Annotated in this window: 24 protein-coding genes and 1 pseudogene; 11 read left to right on the plus strand and 14 right to left on the minus strand. The window is 58.4% G+C overall.

From position 1 onward, the window contains the following. Positions 1-84: 84 nt before the first annotated feature. On the minus strand, positions 85-426 hold the full coding sequence (sap1, locus tag P3T17_RS11015; RefSeq protein ID WP_074262987.1) for a surface attachment protein Sap1: 342 nt from the start codon (positions 424-426) through the stop codon (positions 85-87). Between the two features lie 501 nt (positions 427-927). Here sap1 and P3T17_RS11020 point away from each other — a divergent pair. Beyond that, positions 928-1572: a LysE family translocator gene (locus P3T17_RS11020; protein WP_429406641.1), complete on the plus strand. Its 645-nt coding sequence runs from the start codon at positions 928-930 to the stop codon at positions 1570-1572. A 115-nt stretch (positions 1573-1687) separates the two neighbouring features. Here P3T17_RS11020 and speG read toward each other — a convergent pair whose 3' ends face one another. After that, the gene (gene speG, locus P3T17_RS11025) at positions 1688-2230 is read right to left on the minus strand and encodes a spermidine N1-acetyltransferase (RefSeq protein WP_429406643.1); all 543 of its coding nucleotides are present in this window, start codon (positions 2228-2230) and stop codon (positions 1688-1690) included. Positions 2231-2548: 318 nt separating this feature from the next. Between speG and P3T17_RS11030 the strand changes: the two genes are divergently transcribed. Continuing rightward, positions 2549-2713 (plus strand): hypothetical protein, encoded by a 165-nt coding sequence (locus P3T17_RS11030; RefSeq protein WP_167379356.1) that lies wholly within the window; start codon positions 2549-2551, stop codon positions 2711-2713. A 118-nt stretch (positions 2714-2831) separates the two neighbouring features. Here the strand turns inward: P3T17_RS11030 and P3T17_RS11035 are convergent, their stop codons facing one another. After that, complete coding sequence (locus P3T17_RS11035) at positions 2832-3263, minus strand: HIT family protein (RefSeq protein ID WP_429406644.1); 432 nt, start codon at positions 3261-3263, stop codon at positions 2832-2834. Between the two features lie 200 nt (positions 3264-3463). Between P3T17_RS11035 and P3T17_RS11040 the strand changes: the two genes are divergently transcribed. Beyond that, on the plus strand, positions 3464-3664 hold the full coding sequence (locus P3T17_RS11040) for a hypothetical protein (protein ID WP_074262991.1): 201 nt from the start codon (positions 3464-3466) through the stop codon (positions 3662-3664). A 66-nt stretch (positions 3665-3730) separates the two neighbouring features. Here the strand turns inward: P3T17_RS11040 and P3T17_RS11045 are convergent, their stop codons facing one another. After that, on the minus strand, positions 3731-3898 hold the full coding sequence (locus P3T17_RS11045; RefSeq protein WP_167379364.1) for a hypothetical protein: 168 nt from the start codon (positions 3896-3898) through the stop codon (positions 3731-3733). A 217-nt stretch (positions 3899-4115) separates the two neighbouring features. Here P3T17_RS11045 and P3T17_RS11050 point away from each other — a divergent pair, with 217 nt between their 5' ends. Further along, complete coding sequence (locus P3T17_RS11050) at positions 4116-4274, plus strand: hypothetical protein (RefSeq protein WP_167379365.1); 159 nt, start codon at positions 4116-4118, stop codon at positions 4272-4274. 39 nt (positions 4275-4313) lie between these two features. Here P3T17_RS11050 and P3T17_RS11055 read toward each other — a convergent pair whose 3' ends face one another. The 3 genes from P3T17_RS11055 to mnmE form a co-directional block, all read right to left on the minus strand. Then, entirely contained in the window at positions 4314-4439 is a 126-nt protein-coding gene (locus P3T17_RS11055) for a hypothetical protein (protein WP_302050848.1), read from the minus strand. Positions 4440-5002: 563 nt separating this feature from the next. Further along, complete coding sequence (locus P3T17_RS11060; protein WP_429406646.1) at positions 5003-6232, minus strand: tyrosine-type recombinase/integrase; 1230 nt, start codon at positions 6230-6232, stop codon at positions 5003-5005. Between the two features lie 168 nt (positions 6233-6400). Further along, positions 6401-7801 (minus strand): tRNA uridine-5-carboxymethylaminomethyl(34) synthesis GTPase MnmE, encoded by a 1401-nt coding sequence (mnmE, locus tag P3T17_RS11065; RefSeq protein ID WP_429406648.1) that lies wholly within the window; start codon positions 7799-7801, stop codon positions 6401-6403. A gap of 371 nt (positions 7802-8172) precedes the next feature. Here mnmE and P3T17_RS11070 point away from each other — a divergent pair, with 371 nt between their 5' ends. After that, a complete protein-coding gene (locus P3T17_RS11070; RefSeq protein WP_122152983.1) occupies positions 8173-8580 on the plus strand; it encodes an XRE family transcriptional regulator in 408 nt (135 codons plus the stop codon). A gap of 132 nt (positions 8581-8712) precedes the next feature. Here P3T17_RS11070 and yidC read toward each other — a convergent pair whose 3' ends face one another. The 4 genes from yidC to rpmH form a co-directional block, all read right to left on the minus strand. Further along, complete coding sequence (gene yidC / locus P3T17_RS11075; RefSeq protein WP_429406650.1) at positions 8713-10368, minus strand: membrane protein insertase YidC; 1656 nt, start codon at positions 10366-10368, stop codon at positions 8713-8715. 30 nt (positions 10369-10398) lie between these two features. Further along, positions 10399-10629 (minus strand): membrane protein insertion efficiency factor YidD, encoded by a 231-nt coding sequence (gene yidD / locus P3T17_RS11080; protein ID WP_074262996.1) that lies wholly within the window; start codon positions 10627-10629, stop codon positions 10399-10401. Between the two features lie 121 nt (positions 10630-10750). Further along, complete coding sequence (gene rnpA, locus P3T17_RS11085; protein ID WP_074262997.1) at positions 10751-11248, minus strand: ribonuclease P protein component; 498 nt, start codon at positions 11246-11248, stop codon at positions 10751-10753. A gap of 14 nt (positions 11249-11262) precedes the next feature. Further along, the gene (gene rpmH / locus P3T17_RS11090; RefSeq protein WP_004198824.1) at positions 11263-11397 is read right to left on the minus strand and encodes a 50S ribosomal protein L34; all 135 of its coding nucleotides are present in this window, start codon (positions 11395-11397) and stop codon (positions 11263-11265) included. A 382-nt stretch (positions 11398-11779) separates the two neighbouring features. Between rpmH and dnaA the strand changes: the two genes are divergently transcribed. The 6 genes from dnaA (at position 11780) to P3T17_RS11120 (ending at position 22779) form a co-directional block, all read left to right on the plus strand. After that, the gene (gene dnaA, locus P3T17_RS11095; RefSeq protein ID WP_429406652.1) at positions 11780-13360 is read left to right on the plus strand and encodes a chromosomal replication initiator protein DnaA; all 1581 of its coding nucleotides are present in this window, start codon (positions 11780-11782) and stop codon (positions 13358-13360) included. Between the two features lie 305 nt (positions 13361-13665). Continuing rightward, the gene (gene dnaN, locus P3T17_RS11100) at positions 13666-14769 is read left to right on the plus strand and encodes a DNA polymerase III subunit beta (protein WP_429406653.1); all 1104 of its coding nucleotides are present in this window, start codon (positions 13666-13668) and stop codon (positions 14767-14769) included. 114 nt (positions 14770-14883) lie between these two features. After that, positions 14884-17355 (plus strand): DNA topoisomerase (ATP-hydrolyzing) subunit B, encoded by a 2472-nt coding sequence (gene gyrB, locus P3T17_RS11105; RefSeq protein WP_074263000.1) that lies wholly within the window; start codon positions 14884-14886, stop codon positions 17353-17355. Between the two features lie 826 nt (positions 17356-18181). Continuing rightward, positions 18182-20965 carry a type VI secretion system Vgr family protein gene (locus P3T17_RS11110; RefSeq protein WP_429406655.1) on the plus strand — a complete coding sequence of 928 codons (2784 nt, stop codon included), beginning with the start codon at positions 18182-18184 and terminating at the stop codon, positions 20963-20965. Between the two features lie 3 nt (positions 20966-20968). After that, positions 20969-22372, plus strand: coding sequence for a LysM peptidoglycan-binding domain-containing protein (locus tag P3T17_RS11115; RefSeq protein ID WP_429406656.1), 1404 nt, complete (start codon positions 20969-20971; stop codon positions 22370-22372). Further along, positions 22369-22779: a hypothetical protein gene (locus tag P3T17_RS11120; RefSeq protein WP_429406658.1), complete on the plus strand. Its 411-nt coding sequence runs from the start codon at positions 22369-22371 to the stop codon at positions 22777-22779. The genes P3T17_RS11115 and P3T17_RS11120 overlap by 4 nt, the downstream gene beginning before the upstream one ends. A gap of 80 nt (positions 22780-22859) precedes the next feature. On the opposite strand, the pseudogene P3T17_RS11125 reads toward P3T17_RS11120, so the two are convergent. From P3T17_RS11125 to P3T17_RS11135, 3 genes and pseudogenes are all read right to left on the minus strand, one after another. After that, positions 22860-23015, minus strand: a pseudogene (locus P3T17_RS11125) (IS21 family transposase); the annotation flags it as partial. A gap of 289 nt (positions 23016-23304) precedes the next feature. Next, the gene (locus P3T17_RS11130) at positions 23305-23592 is read right to left on the minus strand and encodes a PAAR domain-containing protein (protein ID WP_429406659.1); all 288 of its coding nucleotides are present in this window, start codon (positions 23590-23592) and stop codon (positions 23305-23307) included. A 96-nt stretch (positions 23593-23688) separates the two neighbouring features. Continuing rightward, the gene (locus P3T17_RS11135) at positions 23689-24681 is read right to left on the minus strand and encodes a hypothetical protein (RefSeq protein WP_429406661.1); all 993 of its coding nucleotides are present in this window, start codon (positions 24679-24681) and stop codon (positions 23689-23691) included. Positions 24682-24703: the final 22 nt, after the last annotated feature.

Consider the following 24703-nt stretch of genomic DNA (forward strand, 5'->3'; position numbering starts at 1 on the left):
TTCCGCGAACTCACCACCCGGCCCCTTTTAAGGGCCGTGAATTGCAGCAGACTGCCCAGGTTTTATAACCTGGCGGTACAGTCTTTACTGCTTGATGAATCGATCGTTAGCCCAGAGGCCTTCCGTATCGCTATTGCCCGAATTGACGAATTCCACGTCGTGTCCGACGACGCGCACAACGCGGAAACTCGAATTCTCCGGTGTCGAGATGCACTGATAGCCAGAGAAGAATTCCTGCATTTGCTGCTGTTCGCCAGCCTGCGCGTGCTGATCGGCGGCGTCGAGTTTATCCTTCGACAGGCAGCCATAAGCATTCGCTTTGAACTGGATGGTTTGCTGCGGCTTGACCATCGCGTCCTGGGCCTGCACCGCTGATGCGGCCAGCAATCCCGTTACGGCGAAAAGAAGAGCGACTTTCGATTTCATATTTGCCTCCGTGCGGGTTATTACTCAGGTTAGCTATGTATTTAACTTCTAGGTCATACCCGCATCTTGCACTTTAGAAGAACCTGAGCCAGCAGCAAGCACATCTTGTGTGCGCTTGCAACAGTGGCGAATTGCCGCACCCGTTATCGCAGGATAATGCGACGTCCTAAATGATGAAAAAGGCAGGCTTCGTCATGGATTCCTCAATGTCGCCGAACGCGCCTGGCTTTAACTGGCAATGCTCCGCGGGGTATATACGAGTAAACCAGCATCGATAATTAAGCGTCTTAATACGAAAAATCCGGCCGCTTGATGCGCCGCACACAAAGTCATTCACCAGATAATTGGAAATGAGACAAGTATCGGTTTAATTGCAGGACAAAAAGAGTGCCAGGTCTGTCGTGGCGATGTCGGGTGTGATGAAGATTGCCTGGCGAAAAGTCGCTTGCACTCGCCGAAAGTTCATGGATAAATCAGCCGACAACTTTCGGAGATCCTCCTATGACGCTTGCCCACTGGCTGCCCTTTGCGATTGCTTCGGCAATCCTCGTCGCGATCCCAGGCCCGACGGTACTGCTCGTTGTTTCGTATGCGCTGGGACATGGCCGCCGTTTTGCGCTCGTGACAACCGCTGGCGTCGCGCTCGGCGACCTGACGTCGATGACCGCATCCATGCTGGGCCTCGGCGTGATTCTCGCTGCGTCCGCGGCCCTGTTTACGGCGCTGAAATGGGTTGGCGCGGCTTATCTGATCTACCTTGGCATCAAGTTGTGGCGCTCCCCGACGCGCGATATGGAGGCGTCTGATGTGACAGACGCCGCGAATATCGTCGAGACCCGCTCCAGCCGCATTTTCGCGCATGCCTTTGCGGTGACGGCGCTCAATCCCAAGAGCATCATTTTCTTTGTCGCATTCGTGCCGCAGTTCATCGATCCCCATGCGGCGGCGACCTCTCAGATCATCGCTTTTGAAGCGACGTTCGTGCTGCTCGGTACGTTCAACGCGCTTTGCTATGCAATGCTTGCCTCGGTCGCCCGACGGGCGATCCGCAGCGCGCGCGTGCAGCGCGTCGTAAACCGCGTTGGGGGAAGCCTGTTGGTCGGGGCGGGAATTTTCGCCGCCACATGGAAGAAAGCGAGCGCGTGATGGCTCGGTAACGATTTGGCGCGGCGGCGCGAGATCGCTGGACGCGGCAAGCGAACCGCGTTCAGTTGCATCACGTTAGCTACTTCGCTCAACCACGGGCGCGTGACCATCGCGGTCAGTCACGGCGCGGATTCGCTGCGAAGAACTCGTGCTGGAACATGCACATGCGCAACGCATTGTGGTATTTCCCGTTGCCGAAAAACTCCTCGATCAATTCGGCTTCGTGCCGGAAGCCGCATTTCTCGTACACGTGAATTGCGGCAGCGTTCGACTTGTCGACGATCAGATAGATCTTGCGCAGATTCAGCACTGAAAACGCGTAGTCGATGGCAAGCCGGGTCGCAACCGTTGCATGGCCACGGCCCTGTGCCTGCGGGGCAATGATGATCTGGAATTCGCCGCGCCGGTGAATGTAGTCGAGTTCGATCAATTCCGCGAGGCCGACCGTTTCACCGTCGTTATCGATGGCGACGAAGCGCCGTTCGCGCTGATCGTGCACGTGCTGGTCATAGAGCTGCGAAAGCTCCGAGAACGTTTCATAGGGTTCTTCGAACCAGTAACGCATGATCTTGGCGTTGTTGTTCACTTCATGGACGAAGCGCAGATCGTGACGCTCGAGCGGCCTTAACACGAGCCTGGCATCGCGTTCGATTGTCATGAGATTCCCCCCTTGAGAGTTATTGGTTTTAGATTGCGCCGGATTGACCGTGACGGGAAGAAAACAACTGCGATACCTGTACGGCCAGCGAATTCCAGCGAGCCAGGGTTAGTCCCGTGTGCGTCGTGGGAGTTCTTGAAGTGCCGTGTGAACAGTTGCAGCCTGACGTTCGCGGGACAAGGCGTGGCGCGGGTTTTGCAGGAGCAGGGCGTCCGTTTGTCGCAACCGGCGGACAGGTGTCCGTGAGTGCGCCGGCGCACGCTGGGCACGAGAAGTGCGCCTACAATGCAATTACGGATGGGCGAAAGGAGAGCTGTGATGGAGCACCTGGTACTAGGCGCGTTTCTGATCGTGCCGCTGCTGATAGTCGCGTTCCTGTTCTCCGATGAACTGTGGCAGGAGCATCGCCAGCGCGCGCAGAGAGACCACCCGCGGCATATCGACTGGCACCATCCGTTGCGCAGTTTGTTGCATCGCAATTGATGCCGTTCTGAGTTCTTCGTGAATGTCGGCAGCGGTCCTCTCTAAGCGCTGCAGTCCGCGTAGATCTCCTATGGCTCGCCGACGGCCGCAGCGCTCTCTATAGCCGCGCGTATGGGCCTCAGTTGCTCCCACTGGCGAGCTGGGCACGGATACGCTGCGCGAACCCCTCCAGCGTGGCTTGCGGCGCTACCTCACGAGCGTGCAGGCGTAATGGCACACCTTCCCAACGTGGGATGACGTGAAAATGCACATGCGCGACGGTCTGGCCGGCTGCCGCACCGTTGAATTGCCCGATAAACACGCCATCCGGCTTGAGCGCCTTTCTAACCGCGATGGCGATCCGCTGCGTCATGCGTATGCATTCAACGGTCGCCGCATCGGAGAGCTCGAATATCTCGGACGCGCCTTCTTTCGGCACCACCAGCACATGGCCATCTGCCTGCGGCATCAGGTCCATGAAGGCCAGCGTGGCGTCACTCTCGGCAACCTTGATGCACGGTAGCTCGCCGCGCAAAATCCTTGCGAAGGGGTTTGTCTCGTCGTACTTCATGGCGTTCCTCGAAGTGGCGTGCAGGGGTCTTTTTCACTGCCGCATCATGATTCGAGTCGTAGCCGGGCGCAAGCGTGAGCGTGCGTCAGGGGGAGCGCGGGCGAGGGCAACGCCGCATTAGTAGGACCAATCTACGGGGAATATCAGAAATTCGCGTCACGCGTACTAAAGTTTGCGCGGAACAGGCCGACATCCTGGCTATGAACGACGAACAATCCATCCCATTCGGGCCTGGGCATCCGCAGTATCTCGAGGCGCGGGCACTCGCGCTGAGCATCGCGGCAATTCGTAAGGCTCAGGGCAAAAGAAATCCGGTCGATTTTGTGGTTGGTTCTCCCGACTGGGAGCGGGCAGGCGAAGACTTCGCCCGCGACGTGTTGCGGGTACTCAGCCGCGAATAAGCCCGCTTGAGGTTCAACGCGTAGTTTCACGTAGCGGGCCCGTTCTCTGCCCGATTACGCACGGCGTCAATGCCGATGACGCATCCAGTCCACGTGATGCGTGTCCAGCCAGCGTTGCCGGCGCTCTCCACGATCGCCGCCGTCGCGACGGTGATGCGAAGAAACCCACAATGCTATGCCCACCACGGCCATGACCAGTGGTCCGAGCAAATAAGCCATCACCGATTCAGTCATAGGACCCTCCGTCGAGGTCGTGACCGCAACTACAGAGAATGGCTGTATTTTAGGCGATTCGCGAGCGAAAGCATTGCTTTAAACGCCTGAATTCCACGGTACCGATTGGCGCGGTCGGTGGGTCCGGATCAATGTCCTGGTAATTGGACGCTCGCCTGTTAAAAGCGCCAGCCGCGACCTAAGATAAGTATCGGGGGCATACCGATACGAGGTGGCCATGGACGAGACCATGATGGGCGTCGCGCTGGGTTTCTCGGTGCTGTTGATCGCATCGTTATTCGTCGTCGCGCACTACCGGCGTGAACACCTTCGACAGCGTCTGATCCGCAGCATGCACGGGCATCGTCTGCACGACTTCACGCGCTCGCGGCACTGATGCGCGATGGGGAGCGATGACCGCGAGCGTCATCGCGCATCAGCGGATATTGTGCTTCTCAAACCACCTGATGAGCCGATCCCGGTTGATGTGAGTCGCGCGTATCGCGGTGCCGAACACAATGAGAATGGTCGCCATCGAAATGGCCAGCATTGACTCGGTCATGGATGCCTCCCTCAAGCACGTAACCTTGCTTGCAGTTTAGGCGTTCCAGGGGCACCAACAAAAAGGCCGCCAAATCGGCGGCCAAAAAACGGTACTACATGCGCGGGGGATCACGCACGGTAGGGACTCTAAGCCATTGCAAAAGAGGATGTGGCCGAAGCGCCGCAGAGGTCTGAGATTTGTCGGATTCGGACTGCATCCGTGGTCGATCACTCGCACATGCCCGCCAGGATGGCGTCAGACGAATTGATCTGGACCGCTAACGTTTGCGCGAAGGTGTGCACTGCGAAATGTCCGATGAAAGCGGAGAGGTGTCATTCTGGCGTCATTGGGTTCGCGTGTTGCGGAGTTGAGGGAGGTCTTCCTTGCGGGAAGGGTTCGCTAACCATCGGGCATTGCTTGTCGGAGTATTTTTTTTGCCCAAAACATAACCTAGTGAACCCGACAAGAATGCTTATCCGAATTGCGTTTTCTGGATATATGGAATGTCCTGTGTACCAACCAAGACCGCAGCGTATCCGGGTGAACCGCTCACTCCTGGCGCAGCGTAAGGTGGCCAATGCCTAAGAGGCGGCCCCGGATCGATTGCTCTCACTCTGTGGCTCGTCTGCGATCTGCGCTTCTACGAAATCCGCCCATCGTTGCAACACGTTGCGCTGGTTGGCCGCGTCCTCCGTGCGCGTCGGCTCGTTCGCAGCCTCTTTTGAAGCGCGTGCGAGCGCTCTCGCGATGACATCTGCGGGTTGATCCATCGCGAGCAAATGGGCTTCCGCGGTACGCCGGAAATCGTGCAAAACGAAATGCTCAACATCCAGCCCGAGCGCTTTCACCGCCTGATTGAGGGTACTTTTTGCGATGGGGCGATCGTCACCCCTGACGGTGGGGAACACGAAGGTTCGGCTGCTTTTCGTTTCGCGTAGTTCGCGCAGCATCGCCACCGCCTGGCGCGGCAAATACACTTCATGTGCGCGGGCATTTTTCATTCGGGCGGCGGGAATTTTCCACAGGGACGCTTTCAGATCGAACTCGGCCCAGGTCGCTTCAATCAGTTCGGACTTGCGGACCATCGTCAGCACGAGAAGGTGCAAAGCGAGCTTCAGCGGCCGACGGACGCGCGAAGCATCGATCGCGCGCAATGTCGTGCCGAGTTCCTCGGCGGTGAGCACGCGCGTTCGGCTGTCCGGTGTGGCGATGAAGCGCGCGGGAACAGTCGTCGCAGGATTGTGGGTGGCGAGTTGCCGGGCAATCAGGAATTCGTAGAGCCGCCTGATCACGTTGCGCGTATGCAGGGCCATTTTGGGCGACCCGCGCAACTTGATCCGTTCGCAAATCGCGAGGACGTCCTCAGAGGTCACTGCGCCGATCGGCTTGCTGCCGATTGCCCGCAGCACGTCTTTATCGAGCGCGCGTCGTGTGGTGCGCTGATATTCGTCGGACTTGCTCGCCATGGCCGCCGACATATACAGCTCGGCCGCGTCGCGTAGAAGGTCGACGCGTTTCTCGGCGCCGCGGTCGCGGCGGGCGGTTGCCGCCGGCGATACGCCGGCCGCGACCATCTCGGCGTATTTGCGCGCTCGTTCGCGCGCGACTCGAAGCGAAATTCGCCGATAGTCGCCAATGGTGGTCAGCGGCTGCCGTTCGCCGTCGAGCGTATAGCGAAAGCGCCAGACCTTGTTGCCGGTCGGCATGACCTCGAGCACGAGGCCATTGCCGTCAGCGACGGAGTAGCGGGTTGCGCGGGGCTCCATCGCGCGGATCTGCGTTTCGCTGAGGGGAGGGACGATTTTGGGCATGCCTGGATCGCTTTCTTTGGTACACAGTGCATCGAGAAATGCGAAAAAGACACTCTGTGTACCAAAAAGCGCTGTTTGATAATGCCCCGAAGTATAGCGATTGCTTGCTATTTCAGGTCGAAGATATAGGCCTGAAGTGAAAATATGTGGCTGACGCCCGCCCGCTATCTATTTCCCAATACAAAACCGGCTAAAAATCACTCCCAAAAGGTCGTCGGAGGTGAACTCACCGGTGATGGAATTCAGCTGCTCCTGAGCAAGCCGCAATTCCTCGGCGAACAGGTCGAGTGCCTGCGCGTTCTGGTCAGCGTGCTGCGCAGCCGTTGCGAGGTGTTCCTGCGCTGCGCGCAGGGCGATCAGATGCCGCTCGCGTGCGAGGTATACGCTCTCCGCGCCGGCCTGCCAGCCGGCGATCCGCAGCAACTCGGCACGCAGTAACGCGATGCCGTCACCCTGTTTCGCGGACAGTCGCACCTCGCGCAGATCGACGCCTTCCGCCTCATCCAACGTACGCACAGCCGGAGCGACGTCCGTCAGATCGGTCTTGTTCATCACCCGCAGCACCGGCACACCCACCGGAAAACGGGCGGCAATCGCATTGTCCTCGGCGTTCATGCCGGTGCGTGCATCGAGCAGATGCAGCACCACGTCCGCGCGCTCAATCTCGTTCCACGTGCGCTCGATGCCGATCTTCTCCACCTCGTCCTCGGTTTCGCGCAATCCGGCGGTGTCAATCACATGTAGCGGGATCCCTTCAATCTGGATGGTTTGCGCGACCTTGTCGCGAGTCGTGCCGGCGATCGGCGTGACGATGGCCAGTTCGGCGCCGGCAAGCGCATTGAGTAGCGACGACTTGCCGACGTTTGGCTGACCCGCCAAGACCACCGAGAGCCCCTCACGCAGTAGTGCACCCTGACGCGCTTCATTCAGCACGTGGGCGAGCTGGTCGCGGATCCGCGCGAGCTTGCCGCGTGCATCCGCGGCTTCCAGAAAGTCAATTTCTTCTTCGGGAAAGTCGAGCGTCGCCTCGACCAGCATCCGCAGCGTGATGACGTCTTCGACCATGGCGTGGATGTCACGCGAAAACGCGCCTTCCAGCGAGCGGCCCGCCGAGCGCGCGGCCGCCTCGGTGCTTGCCTCGATCAGATCGGCGACAGCCTCGGCCTGGGCCAGATCCAGCTTGTCGTTGAGGAAGGCGCGGCGGGTGAACTCGCCCGGTTCCGCTAGCCGCAGCCCGACCGCGCGGCCGGCGTCGATGCATCGTTGCAATACCAGTTGCAGCACGATCGGCCCGCCGTGGCCCTGCAGCTCGAGTACGTGCTCGCCGGTGTACGAATTCGGCGCCGGAAAGTAGAGCGCGATGCCGCGGTCAAGCGCGTCGCCGTGAGCGTCGAGGAAGGGCACATAGCTCGCGTGACGCGGCGCGAGGATTTGTCCTGTGAGCGCTTGCATGAGCGGCTCGGCCGCAGCCGAGCCGGCACGCCCGAACGAAATCCGGACCACGCCGATTCCGCCACGACCGGGCGCAGTAGCAATGGCAACAATGGGATCGGAATCGGTGGCGAGCATGGGATTGGGCGCGGCAGCAGAGGAAACTGGAAGAACGAAAGGCCCTACGAAGGGCGCGAGGCATTGTAACGCGAGCGGTTCGCGGGGCTTCCGCCGAGGGCGACAACGAGGTATTCCGGTGTATTAGGCGCCTTTTATTAGACAAATACGGATTTATCTCATTTACGATAAGATCAGTCTTCGGACAAATAAGACTATCTGCGTGGATTGGATTCGCCAAACGGCCACGGCAGAAGGAAAAAAGCGCAAACTGAGTAAATTGCGCAAGGCGTTATCTGGCGCTTATCTTGAGCTAAAAATAGCGTAAATGCGCTAAATTGTAGCCTAAGCAGTTGTCCACTGTTGGCGCGCCGGATTGCACAATTTGGCTCATGCCGACCTCCAAAGAAAAATCAGCGTTCGCCAAAAGACTGCAAGATCAGATTGCCCGGAAGAACATCAAGGGTGGGACTCAACTCGCCAGGCAATTCAATCTGCTGCATCGCGGCGAGGCGCCTGTGTCGCCGCAGACCGCGCATAAGTGGCTGACGGGCCGAACCATTCCTACGCCGGACAAGCTGCAGACCTTAGCCGATTGGCTAGGCGTCGGTGTGCATTGGCTGCACTATGGGCCTCCACCGCCGGTGGGCGCGAAGTCGAAGCCACTCGCGCCCGGGGAGAAATATCCCCTTACTCCGGAGGCGATCGAGCTCGCCTCGAAGATCGAAGCGCTGGATCCGAAGGATCGCCATTTCCTCGAAGAGTTTGTCGAGCGGCTTTACGACACCGGCAAAGAGTGACTCCGACGCGCCGGCCGTGTGCGAATCCAATGAAAAAGCCGCCCGGCGCAAACCGGGCGGCTTTTTTTCAACCAACTTGAGCAGAAAAGCGAACCCGCTCTGGGTTCGCTCCGGCAATTCAGACCACGGCGCTTACGCCGTCTTGGCCTTCGGCTTGCCCATCATCCGCGTGATGTAGTACTGCTGGGCGATCGACAGCACGTTGTTGACCACGTAGTACAGCACCAGACCAGCTGGGAAGAAGAAGAACATGACCGAGAACGCGATCGGCATGAACATCATCATCTTGGCTTGAACCGGATCCGGCGGCGTAGGGTTCAGACGCGTCTGCAGGAACATCGAGACGGCCATCAGCACCGGCAGGATGAAGAACGGGTCTTGCTGCGACAGATCGTGAATCCACAGAATCCACGGCGCGCCGCGCATTTCCACCGACGACAGCAGCACCCAGTACAGCGAGATGAACACCGGGATCTGGATCACGACCGGCAGACAGCCGCCGAACGGATTGACCTTCTCGGTCTTGTACAGCTCCATCAGCGCCGAGTTCATCTTTTGCGGATCGCCCTTGAAGCGTTCACGCAGGGCCTGCATACGCGGCGTGATCGCCTTCATGCGCGCCATCGACTTGTAGCTGGCGGCCGACAGCGGGAAGAACACGGCCTTGATCAGCAGCGTCAGCAGCACGATCGACCAGCCCCAGTTGCCGACGTAGCTGTGGATCTTTTCCAGCAGCCAGAACAGCGGCTTGGCGATGATCGTCACCCAGCCATAGTCCTTCACGAGCTCCAGACCCGGGGCGATGCCTTCTAGCATGCGCTCTTCTTCCGGACCGGCGAACAGCCTGGCGGAGACGTCAGCCGACTGGCCCGGCGCGATGGTCGGCACCGCTTCCTTGATGCCCACCCGGTACAGCGACGGATCGATCTTGTTGACGTAGATGTCGCGCTTGACGCCTTGCTGCGGAATCCATGCCGTCGCGAAGTAATGCTGCACCATGGCGATCCAGCCGTTATCGGCCTGGTTCGCATAGTCTTCCTTGTTCTTGTCGATGTCGCTGAACGTCATCTTCTGGAAGTGGTGCTGATCCGTGTACACAGCCGGCCCAATAAACGTGTGCGAGAAGCGCGGCGTTTCCACCGGCTGACTATCGCGCACCAGTTCCATATAGACGGTCGGCGTCACCGGCGTCGTGCCTACGTTGACGATCTTCGTATCGACGCCGATCACGTAGCTGCCGCGCGTGAACGTGTACGTCTTCACGACCTTCACGCCGCCCTTGACCGGCGATTCGAAGCTAAGCGAGAACGACTTGGCGTCGCCCGTCAGATCGTGCGGCTGGTTGGGCGCCGGCGTATAGATGTCCGTGTGGTTCGGGAAATCGCCGCCCAGCAGACCCGTGCGCGCCAGATACGTGTGATCTGCGGTGTGGTCGAACAGGGTGATGACTAGGTCCGGCTGGTTGCCACTGCCCTTGTTGATCAGCGACAGCTTCGACAGCGTACCGCCGCGCGTGTCGATCTCGCCGCTATAGACGTCAGTCGTGAACGGGATCAGTTGGGCCTGGGCAGCGGGCGCGGCGCCCGGAGCGGAGGTGTCGGTCTGCGGCAAATCGGCAGGCTGGGTTCCCGGCGTCGTTGTGCCCGGTGCTGCGCTGGCCGCGGTTTGCGTCGGCGTGGCGTTCGGGAAGAACATCGACGGGCGTCCGTGGTCGCGCTGCCAGTTGTCGAACAGCATGACCGCTGACATGAAAAATATGACCCATAGGACGGTGCGTTTGATATCCATGCGTTGTCTCAGTGTCGATGGAACGGCGCGTCAGCGCTTTTCAGAAGTGGGAGGCGGGACAAGATCGATGCCGCCCGCCGAAAACGGGTGACAGCGGCAAATGCGCCTGGCGGCGAGATAAGTCCCGCGCGCGGCGCCATGATACTGGATTGCTTCGCGCGCGTAATCAGAGCAGGAAGGGTAAAAACGGCACCGGTTGCCGAGCAGGGGACTCACGGCAACCTTGTAGAAACGCAATAAAGCGAAAAGTACCGTTTGCATGACTAGTGCGGCCGAGCGGCGCCGCCCAAGAAGGAATACCGGGTGATGCCCAGGCGACCGGGCCGCTTGACTGGCCCCATGAGCGACCAGTCCATCAGCCGCACGAGCATCTCCATAAGCGTCATTGCGTGGCGGGCGCATCCGCGGGCGGCGCCTCACGACGGGCAATTTCGCGTGCTGCCTTGTCGAGCAGCACCTCTATTTCGTTACGGCACAGCGTCTTCAACGGCAGCGACGAAGCGGCAGGCATTGCCTTCTTGTCGAAACGCGTATGCAAACGCAGCAGCACATCCCAGCCGCCAAAGTCTGCGCGACGCAACCGGAAGGCTTCACGCGCGAGGCGTCGCACCAGATTCCGTGTGACCGCGCGCGGAGCATACTTCTTGCCGATGACGAGACCAAGGCGCGCGTCATTGCCGGTGGGCCGGGCGTACACGACGAAGTGTTCGGTGCGGCGCCACGGGCGCAAACGAAAAACGGATGAGAATTCATCCGTTTTTAGCAGCCTTGCGGCTTTGGGGAAGGCGGCTTGCGCTCGCAACGGAACCGAATCCTGCTGCGGCGCTCCTGCCGTTCCCGCGCTACCGCGGGCATCGCGTTGCACAGACGGAGCGCGCAATCCGCTCGCCAGCCTTAGATGGCGAGGCGCTTGCGGCCCTTTGCGCGGCGTGCGTTGATGACCTTGCGGCCACCAGCGGTCTTCATGCGAACGCGGAAGCCGTGGGTACGCTTGCGACGGGTAACGGAAGGTTGGTAAGTACGTTTCATGTTGCTCTCACTTGGCAGAGAAATAACCGCGCGAGCATCGCGGAAAGTGCAATGGCCGGTGGTTCAAAAATTGGTTTTCGCGGAACCCGCTATTTAAACCGGTTTTCTTTTGGTCGTCAATAGTTTAGCGTCGTATTCCACAGGCTGGGCCGACGGCAAACGTTTGATCCGTCCCTGTGGATAACTCCCTTTCCTGGATGTTTTGGCGGTAGAATCTCGTCCTACTTCCCAAAAATCCTGCACGCCGCTCCGGCTCGCTTGCCCCGCAAACCCTTGTGGCACAAGCGCCTGGAGCCGTTCCGCCTGGCCGCTCAGGGCCTTGTTGTGTATCTGCAACAAGGGGGCGGGCGGGGCGCCGTGTAAACATAACGACAGCAACTCGATGAACGAATTCTGGCAACACTGTTCCGCACTGCTAGAGCGTGAGTTAACGCCCCAGCAGTACGTGACGTGGATCAAACCGTTGGCCCCGGTTGCCTTCGATGCGGCAGCCAACACGCTGAGCATCGCAGCACCCAACCGCTTCAAGCTTGACTGGGTCAAGAGCCAGTTTTCCGGCCGCATTTCCGATATGGCGCGTGACTTTTGGCACGCGCCGGTCGATGTTCAATTCGTCCTCGATCCCAAAGCAGGCATGCGCAGCACGGCTGCCGCGCCGGCCCAGTCGCGGCCGTCGCAGTTTGCCGGAAACGCCGGCACGGCTGCCGTCGATGCAGCCGTCGGCGCGGTTCAAGCCGCGCATGGCGCACGTGCTAATGGCGCCAATGGCGGTGGGCAGGGTGCAAACGCCGGCAACGGCGCGCATCAGAACAACAGTGACGACGGCGGCGATCTCGATCTACCCAGCCTCGACGCGAACGAAGCTGCCGCGGCGCGCCGCACATGGCGGCCGGGCCAGAGCGCCGCGCAGCAAGGCAGCGCGGAGAGCGACTCAATGTACGAACGTTCGAAGCTCAACCCCGTGCTGACCTTCGACAATTTCGTGACCGGTAAGGCCAACCAGCTGGCGCGTGCCGCCGCGATCCAGGTGGCGGACAACCCCGGCATCTCGTACAACCCCCTGTTTCTATATGGCGGCGTGGGCCTCGGCAAGACTCACCTGATCCATGCAATCGGCAACCAGTTGCTGATGGACAAGGCCGGCGCGCGGATCCGCTATATCCACGCGGAACAATATGTGTCTGACGTGGTGAAGGCGTACCAGCGCAAGGCGTTCGACGATTTCAAGCGCTACTACCACTCGCTCGACCTGCTGCTGATCGACGATATTCAGTTCTTCTCCGGCAAGTCACGCACCCAGGAAGAGTTCTTCTACGCATTCGAAGCGCTGGTGGCGAACAAGGCGCAGGTAATCATCACGAGCGATACGTATCCGAAGGAAATTTCGGGCATCGACGACCGCTTGATCTCGCGGTTCGACTCCGGCCTGACGGTGGCGATCGAGCCACCTGAGCTGGAAATGCGCGTGGCGATTCTGATGCGCAAAGCGCAGTCCGAAGGCGTGAGCCTGAATGAGGACGTGGCGTTCTTCGTCGCCAAGCACCTGCGCTCGAACGTGCGCGAACTGGAAGGCGCGCTGCGCAAGATCCTCGCGTACTCGAAGTTCCACGGGCGTGAAATCTCGATCGAACTGACGAAAGAAGCGCTGAAAGACCTGCTGACGGTGCAGAACCGGCAGATTTCGGTGGAAAACATCCAGAAGACGGTGGCGGACTTTTACAGCATCAAGGTCGCCGACATGTATTCGAAGAAGCGGCCGGCGAACATTGCGCGGCCGCGCCAGATTGCGATGTATCTGGCGAAGGAACTGACGCAGAAGAGCTTGCCGGAAATCGGCGAACTGTTTGGCGGGCGCGACCACACGACGGTGCTGCACGCGGTGCGCAAGATTGCCGCCGAGCGTGGCACGGATGCGCAGTTGAACCACGAACTGCACGTGCTCGAGCAGACGTTGAAGGGGTGAGAGAAGGGTAGTTCTTGCGCGTCGCGGAGGCCCGATTTCGGGCTAATGATTCGTGCGAAATCCGGGTCGCGAAAGCGCTGCCTAAAATTTGGGCAAAAAGCAGGAAAAATCGACCTGTTTATTTCGGAACTCGCCCCCATTTTAGGGGAGCGGTTCTGTTTTCAGGCACAATACAGGTTTAACCGCCCGGCGGCTTGGGGCGGATGTACGCCGTGACTGGCGCAGCGTAGCGCCGGCGGGGGCCGGGGCCGCGTGCAGGATTGCCGAGCGAGGCGCGCAGGCCGTCACATCAACGAAGGAAACCTATGCAACTGGTCAAGACCGAACGCGATAACCTCCTTAGGCCGCTGCAAACCGTGAGCGGCATCGTCGAACGCCGCCATACGTTGCCGATCCTCGCCAATTTGCTGATTACCAAGAACGGCCCCGACGTGTCGTTCCTGTCCACCGACCTCGAGCTTCAGATCACCACGCACGGCGACTTCGGCGTGGGCGGCGATTCGGTTGCGACAACGGTAGCGGCGCGTAAGCTGCTCGACATCCTGCGTGCCATGCCCGACGGCCAGGTCACGCTGACGCTGAACGACAAGCGCCTCACCGTGCAATCCGGCAAGAGCCGCTTTGCGTTGCAGACGCTGGCCGCGGACGAATTCCCGACCGTCGCTCAAGCTAGAGACTTCGGTGCGAACCTGGTGGTTCCGCAGAAGACGTTCCGTCAACTGCTCGGCATGGTCCATTTCTCGATGGCCCAACAGGACATTCGCTACTACCTGAACGGCATGCTGCTGGTAGTGGACGGCGACCAGTTGATGGCGGTGGCAACAGACGGACACCGTCTGGCGTTCTCGTCCATGAAGATCGAAGGCTCGTTTGCGCGCCAGGAAGTGATCATCCCGCGCAAGACGATTCTCGAATTGCAGCGCTTGCTGGAAGACATCGACGACACGCTGAAGATCGACATTGCAGCGAGCCAGGTGAAGTTCACCTTCGGTCAGGTCGAACTGGTGTCGAAGCTGGTGGAAGGGAAATTTCCGGACTTCCAGCGCGTGATTCCGAAGTCGCACAAGAACCAGTTCCTGATTGGCCGCGAAGAACTGCAGCGTTCGCTGCAACGCGCGGCGATTCTGACCTCGGACAAATTCAAGGGCGTGCGCTGCATCATCGAGCCGGGCCAGTTGAAGATCATGTCCACCAACGCCGACCAGGAAGAAGCGCAAGAAGAACTGGAAATTGCGTACACCGGCGACAGCGTCGATATCGGGTTTAACGTCACGTATCTGCTCGACGTGCTGGCAAACCTGAAGGTCGACATGTTGCAAGTGAGCCTGGGTGATGCCAGCTCCAGCGCATTGATCACGATTCCCGAGAACGACGAATTCAAGTACGTCGTGATGCCGATGCGCATCTAACGCGTCCAACATCGAGAAGAACACCAAGGGGCGCAGTGCCCCTTTGGCGTTTTTATGGTGTTTTGAAAAGTCCCGAGCAGCAACCAGGCAGCAACGCAGAACCGGAAAAAATCCATGACTGACACGAACAATTCGCAACCCGATAACAGCTACGGCGCCTCTTCGATTCAGATCCTCGAGGGTCTGGAGGCGGTCCGCAAGCGACCGGGTATGTACATCGGGGATACTTCAGATGGCACCGGTTTGCACCACCTCGTCTTCGAAGTGCTGGACAACGCCATCGACGAAGCGTTGGCTGGGCACTGCAACGATATTCAGGTGATCATCCACGCGGACAACTCGATCTCCGTCACCGACAACGGCCGTGGCGTGCCCACCGGTCTGAAGATGGACGACAAGCACGATCCGAAGCGCAGCGCCGCTGAAATCGTGATGACCGAGTTGCACGCCGGCGGCAAGTTCGACCAGAACAGCTACAAGGTGTCCGGTGGCCTGCACGGCGTGGGCGTGTCGTGCGTGAACGCGTTGTCGGCGTGGCTGCGTCTCACCATTCGCCGCGACGGCAAGAAGCACTTCATGGAGTTCCACCGTGGCGTGCCGCAGAACCGCATCATTGAAGAGATCAATGGCGTGGCCGTCTCGCCGATTCTGGTGACCGGCGACACCGAAAACCGCGGCACCGAAGTGCACTTTCTCGCCGACGAGACGATCTTCGGCAGCATCGAATATCACTACGACATTCTGGCCAAACGGATTCGCGAACTGTCGTTCCTGAATAACGGCGTGCGGATTCGCCTGACAGATCAGCGTACCGGCAAGGAAGAAGATTTCGCGTTCGTGGGCGGCGTGAAGGGTTTTGTTGAGTACATCAACAAGAACAAGGCCGTGCTGCATCCGAATATTTTCCACATCAGCGGCGAGAAGGACGGCGTGGGCGTGGAAGTGGCTATGCAGTGGAACGATAGCTATAACGAGAACGTGCTGTGCTTCACGAACAACATTCCGCAGCGCGATGGCGGGACGCACTTGACCGGCTTGCGCGCGGCGATGACGCGCGTGTTGAACAAGTACATCAACGATCACGAAGTCGCGAAGAAGGCGAAGGTTGAGACTTCGGGCGATGACATGCGCGAAGGGTTGTCGTGCGTGTTGTCCGTGAAGGTGCCGGAGCCGAAGTTCTCCGCGCAGACCAAGGACAAGCTGGTTTCTTCTGAAGTGCGGGCGCCGGTGGAGGACGTGGTCGCCAAGGCGCTGGAAGATTTTCTGCAGGAGACGCCGAACGACGCGAAGATCATCTGCAGCAAGATTGTGGATGCGGCGCGCGCGCGGGATGCTGCACGCAAGGCGCGGGAGATGACACGGCGCAAGGGCGTGCTGGATGGCGTTGGTCTGCCCGGGAAGTTGGCGGATTGCCAGGAGAAGGATCCGGCGAAGTCTGAGATTTATATCGTCGAGGGTGACTCGGCAGGTGGGTCGGCCAAGCAGGGACGGGATCGGAAGTTTCAGGCGATTTTGCCGTTGCGCGGGAAGGTGCTGAACGTTGAGAAAGCCCGCTATGACAAGCTGCTTTCTTCGGAGCAGATTGTTACTTTGATTACTGCTCTCGGCTGTGGGATCGGCAAGGAAGACTACAACCTTGAGAAGCTGCGTTATCACCGGATCATCATCATGACCGATGCTGACGTGGACGGTGCGCACATTCGGACGCTCTTGCTGACGTTCTTCTATCGGCAGATGCCGGACATGATCGAGCGTGGCTTCATTTATATCGCGCAGCCGCCGCTTTATAAGATCAAGGCGGGGAAGGATGAGCGGTATTTGAAGGATGCGGCTGAGCTGAATGCTCATATGCTGAAGCTCGCGCTCAATGGGTCGGAGCTTGTGACGGCTGAGGGTGCTACGCCGATCGCTGGGGATGCTTTGGGTGAGCTCGCCCGGTCGTATCTGCTCGCGCAGGGTGTTGTCGATCGGTTGAGCCGGTTGTATGACGCTGGGGCGCTCGAGGCTGTGATGGATGGGGTTGTGCTCGATCTTTCTTCGGAAGAGGCCGCGGAGGCTTCGGCCAAGGCGTTCGAGGCCAAGCTCAGGGATGATGCGCTGAAGCCTGAAGTGCGGGTTACGACTATGTATGACCAGGTGCGGGAGCTCCGGTCATTGAAGGTGTCGCGGACGCATCACGGGAATCAGAAGATTTCCGTTCTGGATGAAGAGTTTCAGTTGACCGCGGACTATCAGCAGCTTGTGACTACGGCGCTGACGTTTAAGGGGTTGATTGGGCCGGGCGCTGTGATCAAGCGCGGCGAGCGGAGTATGGCTGTTAATGACTTCAAGAGTGCTATGAAGTGGTTGATTGCTGATGCTGAGCGGAATGTTTCCAAGCAACGCTATAAGGGTCTCGGTGAGATGAACCCTGGGCAGCTTTGGGAGACTACGATGGATCCGGCTGTTCGACGGCTCCTCCGAGTGCAGATTGAGGATGCTATTGCGGCTGATGGGATTTTTACTACACTCATGGGGGATGATGTGGAGCCGCGTAGGGCTTTCATTGAGTCTAATGCGTTGAGGGCGGGGAATATTGATGTTTGAGGGTAATTTTTCTGCAGGGAAACGGAATCGTTGGACTAACACCAGGTTAACTGGACTCGAATGTACGGGAATGATTAGATTTTCGTGCTCCTCATCAGACAACACCGGACGGTAGGTGCGCGCCGCATGTGTTGAAGGGTGCGGTTCGGCTGTGGTTGGCTCAAATTACCGGATCGCCTAACTCGAAGGGTTGCAGGTGAAAAGCCTGTAACCCTTTTTCGCACTTGGGTCTGGGGCAAAGTCGCCATGGAGGTGGTCTCGATCAACATCGCGGATGTCGATGTCACACATTTAGCGAAAGACGTGCCACAAAAGTGAAAATCGCGTGCTTAATTAGTGAGAATTTCCGTACGGTGTTGCGCGATTTGCAGAGCAACTGCATGCGTGAGAGCTAATGTGAGCCCCATGCATGATGCGGTCCGTGTGTCCGGCGGGAGGACGACGTGACTAAAGATGTCGAAGCATCTAGGACGGCTGAAAGCCCTGTTAGATAGGAACGTGCCCAAGGCGTCCAACACGTCCCCCGGAAAGTCCTCGGCTCCTGTTCACTACATAAAAGCGCCGTTGGGCCGTGACGTTTTCCAATGCCCGCCATCCCCTGCCGACCGAGGATGAGGGTGTATTTTATCGAACAGCGTTGGACATGCAATCGGTACTGATTTTCACGAAATACGAAAAAATTTCCCATTATTCGATTCGCATGAAGGACGCGCGAAATTAATCCCGGGATTTTGTTGTTTAACATTTAATAACTGGCCGATTTTTTCGATGTTCCGTAAAATCGCGCTTATGCGCGGGGGCGCGATAGCCAACAAGAAGAGGCGGTATGGGTGCGCAAGACCTAATCGGGGTAATTACTGGCGGACTCGCCCAGAGTGACCGTCTGCTGAAGCTGGATACTTCACTGGGAAATAATGTCCTGGTGCCTCAGCGCGTCGTGGGTCATTCACGAATTGGTCGCCTCTACGAATTCACGGTGGATGTCGTATCGACATCCGACACGATTGAACTGAAAAGGCTGATTGCCCAGCCCGTGACCCTATGGATTCAGCAAACAGACCGATCCTATCTGCCTCATCACGGCTACGTGCATACAGCCCGTCGCCTTGGGTCCGATAGCGGCCTCACAAGTTTTCAAATCGCGTTTGCATGCTGGATGCATTTCCTGCGTTTTCGCAAGGATGCACGAATCTGGCAGGACAAACCCGCTGACGAAATCCTGACTGATGTATTCAACATGCATCCGCAGGCACAAGGAGCATTCCGTTTCGCGTTGAGCAAGCCGCTGCCGACGCGCTCATTCTGCGTGCAATATGAGGACGACTGGAATTTCGTGCAACGACTCATGGAAAACGAGGGCCTGTTTGGTTTTTTCCAGCAGGCGAGCGATGGCAAGTCGCATACGCTGATCGTTACGGACAGCCTTGATACGTTTCAGCCGCTTTCGCCGCAGACGGTTGATTTCTATCGTGCCGGCACGAACAGCGAAACGGATGCTCTTGTTCAGTGGTCGGGCACCCGGACATTGCAAAGCACGCTATTGACCACCCGCACCTTCGATTACGCGTCGCCCACTTTGCCGTCCAATCCGAAGGGCACGAATATCCCGACGCTTCCCGCTCAGGGGAATCTGCCTCAGCAAGCCGAAGTATATGAATACACGGGCGCCTATACCTACGACAAACAGGACCGGGGCGACAGCCTGTCCAAAATTCGCATGGAAGAGTGGGAATCCCGGGCCAAGCGTTTTTTCGGCTCCGGCGGCGTGCGGGGTGCGGATGCCGGCCTCTGGTTCCAGCTGGACGATCATCCTGCACACGTCACGGATAGCACCCAGAACCGGCAGTTTGCGATTATCGAGACCGCATGGTTCGTTGAGAACAACCTGCCGGCGTCCGGCCAGGCTGTGGATTTCCCTCATAGCCTGAAGAGCGAACTGACGGCAGTCAGGGCAAACCACGCCACCGGAGATGGGGCGAAGGTCAAACACGCCGACGGCAGTGAGGGCTACTTCCTGGTCGAAATCGAAGCCCAGCGCAAGGCTGTGGCGTTTCGTAGTCCGTTTGAGCACCACAAGCCGGAAATGTCGCTGCAGTCAGCAATTGTCGTGGGGGCTGCCAACCAGGAGGTCTACACCGACTCGCTGAACCGCATCAAGGTGCGCTTCCACTGGGACCGGCTCAACAACGGCGACGAAAAGGCATCATGCTGGGTACGCGTTGCCATGTCCGATACGGGCAGCGGATACGGCGGGGTTCACGTTCCAAGAGTCGGCGAAGAGGTCCTGATCAGCTGGGTAGGCGGCGATTGCGACAGGCCGTTGGTGACGGGCAGGGTCTACAACGGTACGACACAACCCCATTGGCATTCCAACGGGTTGCTGTCCGGCTATAAGTCCAAGGAATATCAGGGCAGCGGCTATAACCAGATGGTGATGGACGACGCGACAGGTCAGAATCGCGTTCAGCTTTATTCAACGAGCGCGAATGCGCAATTGCATCTGGGGTACCTCATTGAGCAGTCGGGTAACGCGAGAGGAAGTTACCTGGGTAGCGGCTTCGATCTGAAGTCCGACGCCTACGGTGCCGTGCGGGCGGGTCAGGGCCTGTACGTCACCACCTATCCTGCGAGCAGTCAGCCGCTGGATGCCCGGCAGGCAACCTCGCAACTGGTGAGTTCGGAGAGCGTGCTTGAGACGATGTCCGATGCCAGCACGACGAGCCAGGCAGAAAGCCTCAAGGATGGCCACGACGCGCTGAAGTTGTTCACGGACGCGACGCAGAATAGCGTGTCGGGCTCGTCATCAGGTGGCAATACGGCTGGCGGCGGCGCCGGAAGCGCGAATGCGTTCAAGGAACCGGTCATGCTGTTCGGTAGCCCGTCAGGCATCGCTCTGTCCACTCAGAAATCCGTTCACGTTACGAGCGATGCGCAGATCAATCTTGTCAGTGGTCAGAGCACGCATATCGCAGCCGGCAAATCGCTGATCGCTAGCGTTACGGAAAAGCTCAGCCTGTTTGTGCAGAACGCCGGGATGAAGCTGTTTGCGGCCAAGGGTAAGGTGGAAATTCAGGCCCATTCGGACAACATCGAGGTTACTGCGCAGAAGACACTGAAGTTGCTTTCTGCAACCGAAACGATCGAAATTGCGTCAGCGACTGGCATTCTGTTGACGAGCGGCGGCGGTTATATCCGCATCCAGGACGGCAACATCGAGATCCACACTCCCGGTATGGTCGACATCAAGGGCGCAGAGCACGCGTTTGCGGGTCCGGTGCGCGGCAATTATCCGCTACCGGATCTTCCTCAAACTACGCCAACCACGTATAGCCAAAAACCAAGTTTCCGGGGAATCGATGATGGTAGTTCAATGAGCGAGGTCGACTATCTGCTCTTTACCACTCCGGCGGAAGGCGAGGCAGCAAAGGTTGTCGCCTCGGGAACGTCGTCGGCCGATGGCGCCGAACGCAAGCTAACCGAAGAAAATCCCGATGAACTGGGGCTATTGTTTGGACAGGGTGAGTGGGGCACCTACTACGACCTGGATATCGACCGAAGCGAAGCGGATGCCGCCGATACTGGCGTGACGGATGGTGACGGAGCAATCTGACAAATGGCAACCGAATACACAGTGCAGCCGGGTGACACGCTTAGCGGGATCGCACGTCAAAATGGCGTGAGCGTCGATCAGATAACCAAACTGAATAACATATCGAACCCGCAACTGATTTACCCAGGGCAAAAGCTGAAGCTCTCGAACCCGCCGCCGCAGGAGGGTAGCGACGCAACTTTCAGTGAGGTGATGATCAGGTTTGTCGACGCGATAGGTGCTCCGATTCGCAACATGAAGACCACGATCGCCACAGCCACGAACAACTTCAATTTCACTACCGACCTGGACGGACTGATCCCTGCGGTTTCAACTCAATCAATTGACGAACTGATTCAGGTGTCGGTCGAGAAGATCGGTGGAGGCATCAAGAAGATTGCTACTCTCAAACCGCCAGTGGGTTTGCATCAAGCCACGATTCGTAGTCCCAAGCTCAAGGTCGAAAGTCCGTTGCGTGTTCATCAAGGCGGTGGTGACCAGGTCGAAAGCGCCCCGCTAAAGCTCCAGCCCGGAGATGTCAAGCACGATCGCAACACGGCGGGTAATCCGGTGGTTAACGTTGGCGTGGAATGTCCGAACAAGGATAATCTACGGCTGGGCGCAAACTCGCAATACCGTGCGTTCATCGTTTCGGCCGCCAATAGTTATAGCCTGCTGCCCCAGGGGCTCGCTGCGTTCTGTGAAGCGGAAGCTGCAAAGAAGCCCGGTCCTGTGAAGGAAGTGCCCGTACTCGACAAGCACGGCAAACCGGTGGTTGACAAACAAGGCAAACCAAAGACGAAGAAGGTTCACGGCAGGGCCGTTGAGTGGGATCCAAGCGTTGTCAACGCGATTGGCGCGGGGGGGCTAACACAATTTCTCGTGGGAACGTGGACCCACCAGGCAACGCTCAAGGGAAGCTACCTTTCGAAAAAGGTCGCTGCAGAAGAGGAAACACGCAACGTCAAGACCTTGTCTAAGACGGATATTCTTGCGATGCGTCTAGATCCAGAAACTTCGATCAACGTTGCCGCGGACTACGCGTCGCAGAATTTGGCCAGTCTGACCAAGAGCGGGGTTGACGTGGCAAGTGTGGCGGATGTCGACAAGATGAAACTGGCCTATCTCGCTCACCACGAAGGAGCAGGAGGGGCTGCGGCTATCATCAATGGCACGCTCTCCGACGATCACGCCGACACGCTGCTCCAGTCACAGTTCAAGACGAAGAAAGACGATGGCAAGGATAAGGCGGACGCCTACCGCAAGAAGACCGGCCTTCAGGGTGCTGCTGCGTATAAGAAGTTTCTTTTCGACTATATCGACGCGAAAATTTCCGTCGATAATTTCGCCTGCGATCCTTCGAAGTTTCCCGCCTCCAAACCGGTTGCCGATATCGTTGCAGCCATCCAACCGAAGAAATCGAAATGAAAAACTGCAACACATGGTTCGTGGCATCAATCCTTGTAGTCGTCAGTTTTGGGGTGCACGCGAACCCCACCTTGTCCTGCGACGCCGATAAGGGCAGCATCTCGCATTCGCTTGAAATTACCGAGAAAGGCAGTGGTGTGCCTGATTTCTCGTATCTGTCGAGTACGCCGTCACAAGGACTTGCGCTGAATTGCACGATCGATTCCACGCTTGTGAATGGCACGCCGACCGTCTCTGGCAGCACGGTGACCTATCCTCTTAGCAGCGGCGATTCCTTAAGTATCACGAAGCAGCCGCATGGCTATCTTCTCGATATGTCGAAGATGGATGCTGCCAACTATTGCAGCGGCATCGTAGCGAAGAAGGTGAGCGTTAGCTACGGGAAGAAGAAGTGCGACATCCGTTGACCTGTAGTTATACCGGTGACGCACGGACATGGCGCACGAAAGCGATGAAGCGGCTTGGACGCGAGCGAATCTATGAAACGATAGGAGCGCAGGAAGAAGGCGTGGCCGCGACCGAGCTTGAGATACGCGACCTGCAGCTTGGTGCGCTCGCCATTGATGACGGCCCAGTCCTCGCTCCAGTCGAACGGGAACGATTTGCCGGCCGCAAACCGGAGCGGAACGAGTATCCTCCGACCGATCATCTTCCAGGATGAAGGAGTCTCTTTCGTCGAAGTGCGGCATAGAGTGACTTCTACTGGGCCGTACTCGGCCGAAAGCTGCCGGCCGGCAACGCAGGATCAGCAGTGACATTTTCTTTATGATCTGCCAACGTCGACCGCCAGTGCATTCGCCCGGCGCTCCGGCGAGATACCTTGCTTGACCGCGCGGCGGATCACGTAACGATCCTGAATCGTTGATCTGGTTCAGCCTGTTGTTGTAGGTGTAGATTTCCCCGTCAGTGGCCACCAAGCATGTAGTGATTTATTATGCATCAACCGACATGAACTGTTGCGAAGCAACTAGCCTTGGCGGCGGATCGCACTTGCAGATGCAAAGATCGTCGCTCAAGGCGGCGTGCCGGCCATCGGGCGCGGTCATCACCTGACGGGGACCGTCACATTTGATTTTGCCCGTCGTATCGCATGCAGGACATTGCACGTCATCGCCCTCGTGAGCGACATCGTGACCTTCGAGCCTGATTGTCGTTGGCGTGGCGATCACTGTACCGTTCGCGGTGGTCTTGTCGGCGTTAAGGATTAGATAGCGTTTCATAAAAGGAGGAGCGCTTTTGGTCGTGTGCCGGCTAAATTGCCGATGGTGTACCCGAGGAGTGAAATCACGTCGGGTCTAGGCAGATAGGGGATGGCATCACGGCTTGATCGCTAGTTGGTTGGCTTTGATCCATCGAAGCAGATGTTTGCCAGAAGCGTTGACATAGTCCACATAAGCCCAGCCGGCCGGCGACTGCTTCAATACCCTCACCGCATTGTTCTGGACCAGATAGGCCCGGCTAGCTTGGACATCGTCAGGTGCCATATAAAGCGTTGCTTTTTGCACCAATATGGTCGCCGCACGACGCTCGCGTTCCATAGCTGCCGGCGCTGGTGTACTGACGGTGCCGTCAGCATTTGAAAACGCGGCGTCGATCAGCCGCGCATCGTTTTGCGCACCTGCCGCATGCAGGGCGGCCGCAATCTTTCCATAGGTTTCGCGATTGGTGGACGACGGCGGATCGCAACGCAGGAGATTGTCGGCACCGGAATCGTCGTCAATTACTGACCGGGGCGGCTGACCGGCGCTGATAGAGCTCAGCAGCCGGCTCGCCGATGGACGGTCGTGCTTTAGCATCACGTTCGACTGATCGTCCGTTCCCCACTGTGCACGCTTGCCGGCCTGCCAGCCCGCTCCGCATATCTCACCAGTTTGATCGGCAGTGGTACATCCTGTGCGCACCTCAATGATGGAACAGTATTCCCGACTCAGTGCGGACTCCGCTTGCTCTGGCCCCGCCGACGCCGCTCCCGATTCGACTCGCCCGATGACAACGAATTGTCCAGACGGCGAGATATCGCTCTCGCTCGGCGGTTCAATTTCTGTACCACCCGCGTTCGATTTGCCGGCTCTTGGCAGCAGGCTGAACGTCGCTCCGTTTGGAAAATAAAATATTGCCTGTTGCCAGGTACGTTCGGGCAATGGTGCTCGCGGGTTCGAGGCGTTCCTGTAGAGAATGGCTGCGCCACCCGGCAAAGCGAACCGGAGCGTGGACGATGCTGGCACGGCGGCAGCGCCGGTCAGCAGCGGGACCGTAGCGATCACTGTGCCGATACGAACAGCCTTAAATTTTGAAGTCGTGTTCTTCAAGACGGCATTCCCGCTGTTTGAA

Source organism: Paraburkholderia sp. GAS82 (assembly GCF_050436285.1).
Taxonomy (GTDB): domain Bacteria; phylum Pseudomonadota; class Gammaproteobacteria; order Burkholderiales; family Burkholderiaceae; genus Paraburkholderia; species Paraburkholderia phenazinium_B.